12 protein-coding genes, 2 tRNA genes and 1 pseudogene are annotated in these 10,814 nt (G+C 66.5%); 6 read left to right on the top strand and 9 right to left on the bottom strand.

Features of this window, described 5'->3' with window-relative positions:
- Nucleotides 1–2 precede the first annotated feature (2 nt).
- Together MTP10_RS19075 and MTP10_RS19070 are read right to left on the bottom strand one after the other, a co-directional pair.
- A complete protein-coding gene (locus MTP10_RS19075) occupies nt 3–134 on the bottom strand; it encodes a hypothetical protein (RefSeq protein ID WP_310710822.1) in 132 nt (43 codons plus the stop codon).
- Nucleotides 135–314: 180 nt separating this feature from the next.
- Nucleotides 315–686: a DUF5997 family protein gene (locus MTP10_RS19070; protein ID WP_310710821.1), complete on the bottom strand. Its 372-nt coding sequence runs from the start codon at nt 684–686 to the stop codon at nt 315–317.
- 55 nt (nt 687–741) lie between these two features.
- Here MTP10_RS19070 and MTP10_RS19065 point away from each other — a divergent pair, with 55 nt between their 5' ends.
- Nucleotides 742–1,470, top strand: a complete 729-nt coding sequence (locus MTP10_RS19065) for a LysR substrate-binding domain-containing protein (protein WP_310710820.1) — start codon at nt 742–744, stop codon at nt 1,468–1,470.
- A 70-nt stretch (nt 1,471–1,540) separates the two neighbouring features.
- On the opposite strand, the gene MTP10_RS19060 is transcribed toward MTP10_RS19065, so the two are convergent.
- The 6 genes from MTP10_RS19060 to MTP10_RS19035 all read right to left on the bottom strand — a co-directional run bounded on the left by MTP10_RS19060 (nt 1,541) and on the right by MTP10_RS19035 (nt 5,873).
- Nucleotides 1,541–3,112 carry a TROVE domain-containing protein gene (locus MTP10_RS19060; RefSeq protein WP_310710819.1) on the bottom strand — a complete coding sequence of 524 codons (1,572 nt, stop codon included), beginning with the start codon at nt 3,110–3,112 and terminating at the stop codon, nt 1,541–1,543.
- 126 nt (nt 3,113–3,238) lie between these two features.
- Nucleotides 3,239–3,384: transfer RNA gene (locus tag MTP10_RS19055), tRNA-OTHER, on the bottom strand.
- Nucleotides 3,385–3,389: 5 nt separating this feature from the next.
- Nucleotides 3,390–3,452 (bottom strand) — tRNA-Ser (locus MTP10_RS19050).
- Between the two features lie 132 nt (nt 3,453–3,584).
- A complete protein-coding gene (locus MTP10_RS19045; protein ID WP_310710818.1) occupies nt 3,585–3,836 on the bottom strand; it encodes a hypothetical protein in 252 nt (83 codons plus the stop codon).
- Nucleotides 3,837–4,092: 256 nt separating this feature from the next.
- Nucleotides 4,093–4,929, bottom strand: a complete 837-nt coding sequence (locus tag MTP10_RS19040) for a hypothetical protein (protein WP_310710817.1) — start codon at nt 4,927–4,929, stop codon at nt 4,093–4,095.
- 404 nt (nt 4,930–5,333) lie between these two features.
- Nucleotides 5,334–5,873: a hypothetical protein gene (locus MTP10_RS19035; RefSeq protein WP_310710816.1), complete on the bottom strand. Its 540-nt coding sequence runs from the start codon at nt 5,871–5,873 to the stop codon at nt 5,334–5,336.
- 196 nt (nt 5,874–6,069) lie between these two features.
- Between MTP10_RS19035 and MTP10_RS19030 the strand changes: the two genes are divergently transcribed.
- A complete protein-coding gene (locus MTP10_RS19030; protein ID WP_310710815.1) occupies nt 6,070–6,654 on the top strand; it encodes an IS5 family transposase in 585 nt (194 codons plus the stop codon).
- A pseudogene (locus MTP10_RS19025) lies at nt 6,615–7,154 on the top strand (IS5 family transposase); the annotation flags it as partial. The gene MTP10_RS19030 and the pseudogene MTP10_RS19025, both read left to right, overlap by 40 nt.
- Nucleotides 7,155–7,316: 162 nt before the next feature.
- Here the strand turns inward: MTP10_RS19025 and MTP10_RS19020 are convergent.
- Nucleotides 7,317–7,811, bottom strand: a complete 495-nt coding sequence (locus tag MTP10_RS19020) for an Imm21 family immunity protein (protein ID WP_310710814.1) — start codon at nt 7,809–7,811, stop codon at nt 7,317–7,319.
- Between the two features lie 83 nt (nt 7,812–7,894).
- Between MTP10_RS19020 and MTP10_RS19015 the strand changes: the two genes are divergently transcribed.
- The 3 genes from MTP10_RS19015 to MTP10_RS19005 all read left to right on the top strand — a co-directional run bounded on the left by MTP10_RS19015 (nt 7,895) and on the right by MTP10_RS19005 (nt 10,765).
- Nucleotides 7,895–8,047 (top strand): hypothetical protein, encoded by a 153-nt coding sequence (locus MTP10_RS19015; protein ID WP_310710813.1) that lies wholly within the window; start codon nt 7,895–7,897, stop codon nt 8,045–8,047.
- Between the two features lie 154 nt (nt 8,048–8,201).
- Entirely contained in the window at nt 8,202–9,653 is a 1,452-nt protein-coding gene (locus tag MTP10_RS19010; RefSeq protein WP_310710812.1) for a replication initiator, read from the top strand.
- Complete coding sequence (locus MTP10_RS19005) at nt 9,653–10,765, top strand: site-specific integrase (protein ID WP_310710811.1); 1,113 nt, start codon at nt 9,653–9,655, stop codon at nt 10,763–10,765. Before MTP10_RS19010 ends, MTP10_RS19005 begins: the two co-directional genes overlap by 1 nt.
- The last annotated feature ends 49 nt before the right edge of the window (nt 10,766–10,814 follow it).

The raw sequence follows: 10,814 nt of genomic DNA, 5'->3' as shown, positions 1-10,814 counted from the left end.
CGCTATCTGCGGTGGCGCGACAACACCATGGCAAGCCAGATGATGGTGGGCAGGAGAAGCAGCAGCACCATGAGGCCGACTCCGAGAGCGACCTCCACGTCGGTCAACGGCCTGAATGAGAGATCATCGTCCACCCTGTGAAGCTAGCCGCTGCGAGAATCAGCCGGAAGCCCCATGCCAGTGTGGACGGGGCACGGTCGCACGCGAGGACGGCCCGGGCCCCCAGAGGTCTGACCGCCGCAAGCATGGCGGACGGTTGGAGCGACGAGAGGCCGTTCGTTCGGCGGGCTCGTCCCGGGTCGGAGACGTGCGGTCTAGCGTTGCTTGAGGCGGAGCGCTTCTTTGCGGGCCTCGGCCTGGACGGACCGCTCGCGCTCCAGCCACGCCGGGTTCTCCGCCTTCAGCTCGTCAATCTCGGCGGTGGTGAGCGGTCCGGTGATCCCGCCTCTGGTCAGGCCGGAGATGGAGACCCCGAGCTTCGCGGCGACGACCTGCTTGGGGTGCGGGCCGTTACGACGCAGGTCAGCGAGCCACGCGGGGGGCTTCGACTGCAACTCGTTCAACTCGTCCCTGGAGACGACACCCGCCTGGAACTCGGCGGGAGTGGCCGAGAGGAGGACACCCAGCTTCTTCGCCGCGGTCTCGGGCTTCATCGTCTGGATGGTCTTCGGTTTGGACGAGGTCATGACGCCAAGCGTAGTCAGTCGGAACGGGTTCCCCGGACATCGGTACCCTGAGGAAGTGACTGATGGGGAGACCGGCAAGGTGTTCCGGCTGGCGTACGCGCCTGGGGTGACACCCGCGAAATGGGTCAACGTCTGGACCGAGAGGATGCCCGGCGTGCCGGTTGCCCTGGTCGCGGTTCCCGCCGCCGAGGTGGTGGGACTTCTGCGGGATGGCGGGGCCGACGCCGGATTCGTCAGGCTGCCGGTCGATCGGGACGGGCTCAGCGTGATTCCTCTCTACGTGGAGACCACGGTGGTCGTGGCGCCCAAGGATCACGCGGTGGCCGCCGCCGACGAGGTAGCCGTCGCCGACCTCGCCGACGACGAGGTGTTCCATCCTCTGGACGACAGCATCGAGTGGACGGACCGGCCCGGGCTGCCCGCGTTCACCCGCCCGGCCACAACGGCGGACGCAGTCGAGATGGTCGCGGCCGGCACGGGGCTTCTCCTGGTTCCGCAGTCGCTGGCACGCCTCCACCACCGCAGGGATCTCACCTACCGGCCGGTGACGGACGCGCCGCAGTCCCAGGTCGCGCTGGCCTGGCCCACGGACGCGACCACTGACCTGGTGGAAGATTTTATCGGCATCGTCCGCGGCCGGACCGTGAACAGCTCGCGGGGCCGTGCCCCTGCTCCCCCTGCCAAGAAACCGGCACAGCGGCAGGCGCAGAAACCCGCACAGGCCGCCTCGGGCCGCCGCGCCGTACCGGCCAGCCGCAGAAAGAAGGGCCACCGGCCTCGGTGACCCGCGGCCCGGAGCCTCCGGCTCGGCAGCGGCCCCGCCCCAGGGAGACGGGGTCGCCTCGTGCCGGGCGTCAGAACGGCCAGTCGGCGTTCTTGCCGGCCTCAAGCAGAGGGATCATCCGGAACGCGGCGTCGGAGAGTCCACCGAAGGTGTGACGGGTCCGCTCACCCGACGGGCCGTGGCCGTACTGGTAGCCGGCGAGGTTCCACGTGTAGACCGGGACGTTGGCCGGCACCTGACCGGTCGGATTCTCGCCGTTGTTGCCGCCCCACGCCTGCTCGTCGGTGACGATGACGATCCGGTCGTGGCCGCGGTAGTGGGCGCGTACCGCCTTGGCGGTGTTGGTGCCGCCCAGGCTTCCGAACCGCTCCACCACCCGCAGCACCGACTCGCCCGGGCTGTAGGGCACGGGCCCGGAGGTGGTGCCGAACTCGACCAGGTCCGCCGACTCGGCACGCATCGCCAGCGCGGAGCCGAACACGGCCGCCGAGTCTGCGCGGTTGAGCCCGGACCTCTCCGAGATCGCGCCGAACATCGACCCCGACCGGTCCACCAGGATCAGTGTGCGTCCTTCCAGAGCGGGCACGTTGGCCAGCGAGTGGCCGAGAGCCTGCTCCAGCGGGTAAGCCCACCGCAACGACGGGGCGTGCTTGTACGCGGCGAGGAACCGAAACGGGAACTGCTTGGACCGGCGCACCTCATCGGCATCAGCCAGCCGCGCAGCCACGGTTGCGGCGACCTTGTCGGAGACGCCGACCTGGTCGAAGTTCCGCAGGTTGCGTGTGAGCGCCATCAACCCCATCGAGGGGATGACCGCCTCCCACGCCGCGGCGTCCATCGGGCCCTGGAGCCAGCCGGCGAGCGCCTCCCACGTCATCCCCGCCACGGTGAGCCGCTCCCGCACGTCCGGACGCGACAGGACCTCCTTCCGCTGCTCGACCGGGAGCTCCATCAGCTTCTCCCGCTCGATGAGCGTGCTCAACGACGCCGGGATGTCGTTGTCCCGCTGGTGGCGGCGGTCGAGGGCGTGCCGGAACAGGTCACCCTGCCAACGCCGAGCCGGATCGGGGCTCGGGTGGACAACGTCGATCACATCGCCGAACCGGTAACCCTTGGAGTCGGTGTCGTACTTGAGCAGGCTCCGCTCGGTGTACAGCCGCTGCACGGCGTCGGCGACGCCCCGCTTGATCGGCTTCGGGATGGCCCGGCCGTAGGCGGACGTCCAGTAGGCGAGCGCCTCTCCGGGCTCGTCGGCCCGCTGGAGGACGCTGTCGACGAGCTGCCGGTTCAGTCCGTGCTCGCCGGCGGCGAGCCGGGCCTTGACAGCCTCCAACGCGGCGACGACCGGCGCGGTGCGCATGTTCGCCTCGGAACGCAGCCACGGCAGGAATCGGGCCAGCCACTCGCCGTCCTCGACCGCGACCTGGTGGACCAACGCCCTGAACCGGCTGTCGCGGTCGCCGGCCTTCTCGTAGAAGGTCTTCTCTCCCACCATGTTGGCGACGGCGAGCAGGAACAGCTCACTCTTGGCGTCTCGCGCGTACCCGGGAGCGCCCTCGAAGGTGCGACCGGACGGCGTTGCCTCGGACTTGACCGGGCTGGACACGGCGGCCCTGGTGGTCGTGCTGTTGAACTTCGCCATGACGCGACGAGGCCCCTCTCGTGGTCTTGCGAGAGGGGCCTCGTTCAAGAGTTCGTGCCCGAGATCAGAGTCGACGAAGGTGACTGTTTGTGCGCTCTACCCGTTGAGCTACACCCCGAGAGCTCGGGGCGGCAGGACTCGAACCTGCAACATCACCCTCCCAAAGGAGTAACCCTCATCTGCGCACCGGGCACGCTCTGAAGTTGTGTCCCTCCCGAGATCAAGGTCGGCGACGGAGACGTAAGCGTCCTGGGCCACTGGACGACACCCATCGAGATGGGCGGCGGGATTCGAACCCGCGTTGCTCCTTTGGAAGAGGAAGTAACCGTTGCCTTCGCACCGGGAAGGTGCATATCCAGTTGTGAGAGCTCAGAGATCAGCGACAGCGCCGGGTCGGTTTCATCCAGCAGATGAAGGAACCGGAGCTCTCGCACCTGAGCCACCGGCAGCGTAACCCACCAGTCGGCCGAACTCAGCGGAATTTCCGGTCACTCCTCACGAAGCGGGTCGGTTGCCGCAGGTCACGGCATGTTCCGCGGATGTCAACCTTGTCGGCCGGCAGCGCCTCGCCCTCGCCGCCGAGCTCAACCACGGTCACCCAGCCGTCGTCGGCCGGTTCAGCTCGCGCCGCTCGGTGTCGGTTGATGATGCGGGTAGCTCCGTCGGCCACGACCTGGGCGACGAAGTCGGCGCCGCCCTTCACGAACGAGCCCCGGCTCTTCACCGTGGAGATGAGCCCACGGGCACGCGACAGCTCGAGGGCTTGGATGACCGTCTGCCGCGCGACGCCGAACTCTTCTCCGTCTGTGAGCGAAGGCGGCGCAAAGAGACGGGGTCTCAGCGGGGGGCGACTCAGGCGGAGCCCAGCAGGCCAAGGGTCACGGGTCGTTCTAGAACCTCGGCGGGCGGGAGCGGCCTGGTCGGCGGAATGCCGTAAGCAGTCTGCAGCAATGCCCCGCGCAGACGACAAGAGTGCAATCCTACTTCCGCAACTCCCGTCGAGCGTCCCAATAAAAGGTCGTGAACCCCGCTATCGCTGACAGAACTCCGAGAACCGTCGAGGCGACACCGACAGACCCCGATACGACCACGGCCCCGACAACCGCAAGAAGGAGACCTCCGAGAGCCACCCAGCGACTGATCCGAAAAATTGCTCTTCTCATACGCCATTCAGGCATGCCGATTTGCGACATGCTCCTGGGCTGGAATCGCAACACATATTCCGCCAAGGCACGTAATGCGATGCCTGTATAGTACGCCTCCGACTGCGGATCTCCTCCATACAAAGGCTGTTCAGTCGGCCAGTTCCCCGCGCTCTCCTGACGGGATATCATCCACCTTACCGCTCCTCGGAGAACGTGCTGCACAGCAGGATCGCCACTCAACGAGCCGGAGCGGGAGCAATTGTAGACCAGATATGCCGTGCCAGCCACTGACCCATTCAGATGGAAAGCGCCACTCGCCTCCTGGAGTGCGTTCACTATGGTTTTCGCACCCAGAAGGCCCGACGCACCAGGGTCATAGCGCTCCAAGGCCGCCTGAGCCCATACCGCCGCAGTCACGTCGATGTCCGCCTTGAGCAGATCTCGCAGGCCTCCCGCGCACTCTCCTGTCCAGGGGTGATCCACATGGGCATTGAGCGCGCAGTCCAGCCAGAAAGCGCGATAATTCAGGCGCGAGTCAATGCTTACACCCTCTTCGATCTTCTGACGCACAACTTCCAGGTCATAACGGATCAGATCGTCAGAGACTTTGCGCGGATGCACTTCCGAGAGTGCGCCAAGCCGCCAGAAATAGTGGTTGATCGACGCGCTCAAGTCGGGCGACGAGAGCCAAGCAACCGCACGCCTTGCAACCGAATAATCGGCTTCGAATCCGCATGCGGTGAAGGCTCGGAGCGCTTGTGTAGTCGCCGTGACCTCAGCCAACCCACCAGAAGCGCCCCATCGGCCGTTCCTCTTCTGACGACGCTCAAGCCAATGAAGACCAGACCGTAGTGCGCTTACCACCTCATCCATCTATCACTGCTCCAGCAAGATCTGCGACAAGCATTCTCGGGGGTACATCAAAGCACATGCCAGAACTAGAAAGCAGTCTGTCAGTCAAGGAGGTCTGGCCCGTTGCTGAGCGCCCGACGGGCCGTTATGAATCGGCGGTCGATGTCGAAGGCAGCCATACCGTGGCCCACCGCGGCGTCGGCCGCCGCGCCGGGCAGGTGCGCTCAGGGGCAGTTCTCGGGATCCTGGCCCATCTGCTCGAAAGCAGCTAGAGAGATCACGACGTCGATGTCTTGTTGTCTCTTTTCGTCCCATCTCTGTATCAGCACCTGGCCTGGGTCGACCTTGGTGGCATCGTCAATTTCGAACGTCACGTGTCGTAGCGAACTGGTGTTGTCGTTGGTGAAGCCGTAGGCGTTGTAGGTGATCGCTGGATCCAGAGAGGGAGACTTGGGCGTGACCATCCAGTCGCCAACGGGGGTGTCGAGCCGAAACGAGGCGCTCTGCCCACGCATGGCGGATGCGTGATACATCGCGTCATCGATGTACGCACCGTCCGGGTTCCCGGTCGGGCTCCTTTGGGGGACGGCACGCTCGTGGTAGAGCCGCACTCCGTCCGGCGCAGGTCCACACCAGGCCAGTACGGCGACGAGATGACCTGACTCGTCCACACTGATACCGACATAGCCATTGGCGGCGACTGTGCAGCCGGTGAGACAGGTCAGAAGTGTGCCCATAAGTACTACGCAGCTCCAGTTGCGCATGCACCGACCGTACGCCGTGATGGATTCTGTGGGGATCCATCAAGTGGACTCGTGATCACACCGCCCTGCGGTCGTTACCTGCGGCACCCCGTGCGGCAGGTAACCCGGCGTCATGACACCCCGCCCCAACGATCCGGCACGGTGGGAACTGCGCTAGGGCCTGTACGGAGTTGAGATCAGAGGGATCGCCTGCGGTATGGCCGGTGGCCCTGGTAGGCCATCGAACATGGCGCGTGGAGACCTCACCGACGAAGAATGGTCCTTGATCGAGCCCCATTTACCGCTGGGCGAGCGGGGGCCGATCCCGGATCTGCGGCGGCTGTTCAATGCGGTGATGTGGCGGTTTCGTACCGGCAGCCCGTGGCGTGACCTGCCGGAGGAGTACGGGCCATGGTCCACCGCCTACGACCGGTTCCGCACCTGGGCGCGGGACGGCGTGTTCGAGCAGCTGCTACAGGCCATGATCGCTGAGGCCGCAGCCCGGGGACAGGCCAACCTCGGCCTGGTCAGCGTTGACTCCACCACTGTCCGCGCCCACCATCATGCCGCCGGGATGGTGTTGGACGGCGAGCTGAGCGCGGCGCTGGAAGATGCCGCCCGGCAGGAAAGGGGGCTACGCCAAAGGGGCAAAACGCCCCCGACGACGACCCCAGCGATCCCAGCGATGAAGAGCGCAGGGACAACCACGACGCGGACGACGGGGCTGACAGGACTGACGGCGAGGCTGATGACGAAGGGGACGAACGGCGACGGCTACGACGCCGGCACCGGTTCCGGCTGAAGGCGGCCAAGCTGGGCCGCTCGCGGGGCGGGTTGACCAGCAAGGTGCATCTGGCGGCTGATGGCCGATGCCGTCCGCTGTCCTTCGTCCTGACTGCCGGCCAGGCCGGGGACAGCCCGCAGTTCCGCCCGGTGCTGGAGCGCATCAAGATCCGCCTGGCGGTGGGCCGTCCGCGCACCCGGCCGGGCGCGGTGGCCGCGGACAAGGCGTAATCCTCGCGCGGCAACCGCGCCCATCTGCGCGGGCGCGGGATCAAGGCGGTCATCCCGGAGAAGGCCGACCAGGCGGCCAACCGCAAGAAGCGCGGATCTGCCGGCGGGAGGCCGGTCACCCATGATCCCGAGCTCTACAAGCAGCGCAACACAGCCGAACGCTGCATCAACCGAATCAAACAGTGGCGTGGGCTGGCCTTCCGGTTCGACAAGACGCCCGACAGTAATCTGGCGGGCTTGCACCTACGCGGGGCCGTCATATGGATACGAAGCCTCCGGCCAGCCTAGAGATCCGAACTCCGTACAGGCTCTAGGCGCTGGTGTCGCCTACATGCGGCTGGAGACCTCACCCGAACCCGTCCGCGCCGCCTACGTCTCCGACGACGACATCCGCCAGATGGTCGCCATCTTCAGCGCACGAGGTGAGGCTGCATGACGAGACTCTTGGCGCTACCTCACAAGAACCAGGCGATAGAGCCGGAAGCATGTTCGATCGCTCGGGTTCGTCTCTCCTGCTTCGACCCGGTAATGCCCTGGCGGAATGTCGAGGCTGATCGCCTCGGCACTCATCGTCCCTCGCGACTGGTCGATCTGGAGGTCCGCACCAGGCGCGGCAGCGTCAAGGAGGATCATCGGGCCGTTGATGTCCAGCAATGGTCCCGCCTCCCATTCGACACGGCTCGTATCGGCCAGAACCCGGTCTACGTTCGTTCCCGGATCGGCGTACAGCCACTGCGCGAACATCATCGGCCCGGCCAAGAAGGTTGTGCGTGCCGGCTCCTCCCACAGGATCAGCGCGCGCTTATCCGCTCCGAAGGCGATCACATCAAAGCCATCGACCTCACATGCCTGCTCGTAATCGTGTCCACTTGCTCCGGCCCACATGGGCAACGCCTCCGCCGCTATGAGTGCAAGCGGCCCACCCGAGGACTCCACCCAAAGCATCGGCAGCACCCCTTCTCGCCGCGGAGTACGGCAATGAGATCACAACGCGTCGCGGTCTACATAAGCGCACGAGGAGGGAGGCCATGACGGGACTCGGCCACTTCCTCGACGGCCTGCGCTGCTCGGTCTGCCGCACCATCAACACTCTCTGGCTCGACACAACCCGCGCCCTGGTCGAGTGCCGCGAATGCGGCCAGTTCGCACACGTGACCACCGACGACGGGAGGACTGCATGACCGACCGCTCCCTACCCCGCGCCGTCCGCCAAACCATGCCGGTGGCCCGTGAGGTGGCCGTGGAGGTCGCCAAGCAATATGGCGTCTGCATCCGGCCCATCCCGCTCAAGCGGCTCGACGTCCACACCGGACGCTGGGAGATCGTGGACGTCCCGTGCGGAGCCACTTGGACGCCAAGTGCCCATCGTGCGCCAAGCGCAACCGGCAACTCCGGATCGCACAGTGCCGCGAAGGCTGGCACCTCGACCAGGAGCCGTCGATCACGCCGGACGAGCCGACCGACGAACAGCGGTGGCTGGTCGAGTTCCGCGCCGACCTTCAAGCCCGCCGTGACCAGGCCGACGCCCTCGGTGAGGACACCACCGACTGGGACGCCGCCATCGAGGGCGTGGACGCCGAGATCAACCAGGCGGGTATGCGTGGCAGTGTTCTCGGCCGTACCTTGCCCAAGCGCACCCGTTCGACCAGGCGGCGGCAGGACGCGCCGAACCTGCCCAAGCGCAGGATGACGGCAACGACGCTCGGGCGGACGTTCGAGTCCTCGGATGGCAAGGTCTACCGGCCGTCGCTGTTCGTCACTCTGACGCTCCCGTCCTACGGCAAGGTGCGCGACGGCGTCCCGGTCGATCCTGAGACCTACGACTACGCCAGGGCAGCCCGTGACGCTCTGCACTTCTCCAAGCTGGTCGATCGCTTCGTGCAGAACCTTCGCCGGGTGGCCGGCTACGACGTGCAGTACTTCGCCACCGTCGAGTCTCAGAAGCGACTGGCCCCGCACCTGCACATGGCCATCCGCGGAACACTCCCCCGGGCGGAGGTCAAGCAGATAGCTGCCGCGACCTACCACCAAGTGTGGTGGCCCAAGGCGGACACGGTGTTCTTCGACGGCGCGCACCTGCCGGTCTGGGAAGACGGCGCCGGCTACCTCGACCCGGCAACCGGCGAGGTCCTGCCCACCTGGGACGAAGCACTCGACCAGCTCGACACCGACGAGAACGCCACGCCCCTGCACGTGATCCGCTTCGGCGACCAGGTCGACGTCAAGGGCGTCTTGGCTGGCACCCTGGACGCCGACCAGTGCATCCGCTACCTGTCCAAGTACCTGACCAAGAGCCTCGGCGACACCCTCGACACCGACAACCCCGCCCAGCGCCAGCACGCGGCCCGCATGGTCGAGGCCCTGCGCTTCGAGCCCTGCTCCCCCGCCTGCCCGAACTGGCTCCACTACGGTATCCAACCCAAGAACGCCAAGCCGGGCATGACCCCGGGCCGCTGCCGCAGCAAGGCTCACAAGCCCGACCACCTCGGCTACGCGGGCCGCCGCGTCCTGGTCTCGCGCAAGTGGTCCAACAAGACCCTCGCCGAGCACAAGCAGGACCGCCGTACCTGGGTCCTGGAAGCCCTCGGCCAGCCCGACGAGGCACCAGACCCGCACCGCTACATCTGGAAGCCCGTCCCGGCCGGCGATGCCAACGTGCCACCACTCGCCATGCGCCTCCTCCGCTCAGTGGCCGAACGTCAACGCTGGCGAACCCACATGGCTCAGCTCCAAGCCCAAGCAGACGGGCAAGATCTTTCGGCAACCGAGCTCGGGAGGGCTGCCTGATGCCCAACAAGTTAGGCAAGCGGCGCTTCGGCAGCATCCGCCAGCTCCCGTCCGGCAGATTCCAGATCCGCTACCCCGGTCCGGACGGCAAGATCCGTCTCGGCGAGAACACCTACGCACGCGAACGCGACGCCGAAAAGGCGCTCTCCCTGATCGAGGCCAAGCTGATCACGGGCGACTGGACCGACCCCCAGCGCTCCAAGGTCAAGCTCGGCGACTACGCCGACAAGTGGATCGCCGAACGCACGAACCTCCGCCCGCGCACGGTCGAGATCTACAAGGGCCTGCTCAAGCGTTACATCCGCCCGCACCTGGGCGCCGTTCCCATCGGCAAGCTCGACACAGCCACGGTCCGCGAGTGGCGCGTCCTGCTGCTCGGCAACGGCATCGGCCCATCAGAGGTCGCCAAGGCCTACCGCTTCCTCCGCGCAGTCCTCATGACGGCGGCCGACGATCAAATCATCCCGCGCAACCCGTGCCGCATCCGGGGCGCCGGCGAGGAGAAGCCGGAGGAACGGCCGGTCCTCACCGTGGCGAAGGTGTTCGAGCTGGCCGACCTGATGCCAGCGCGCCTCCGCGCCCTGGTCCTCCTCGCCACCTTCGCCAGCCTCCGCTGGGGCGAAGTGGCGGCCCTACGCCGCATGGACCTGGACCTCACGGCCCGGACCGTCAGCGTTCGGCAACAGCACGTCGAACTCGACACAGGCGAACTCCTCGTCGGCCCGCCCAAGTCCCGCGCCGGAGTCCGTACGGTCGCCATCCCGGAAGCGATCACACCGGCACTCCGCGACCACCTCGACCAGTTCACAGCCCCAGAACCCGAAGCACTGATCTTCACCGGCTCACGAGGTGGCACCCTCCGCCGCAGCAACTTCCGTCGCGCAGCCAAGTGGGACGAGAACACGAGAAAGATCGGCTTCCTGGGCCTGCACTTCCACGACCTCCGGCACACCGGCAACACGATCGCCGCCGGCTCCGGCGCGAGCCTCAAGGACCTCATGCAGCGGATGGGACACGACTCCGTCCGCGCCGCCTTGATCTACCAGCACAGCACCGCAGAGGCCGACCGCAGGATCGCCGACGCCATGAACGCGAAGATCCGACAAAGCTAATGGCACGCTAATGGCACGAAGCCCCGTTTCCGTGATCGGAAACGGGGCT

Source organism: Nonomuraea sp. 3-1Str, assembly GCF_031570565.1.
GTDB lineage: Bacteria > Actinomycetota > Actinomycetes > Streptosporangiales > Streptosporangiaceae > Nonomuraea.
The sequence above is the reverse complement of the archived record's forward strand: the minus strand, read 5'-3'. Positions and strand labels throughout refer to the sequence as shown.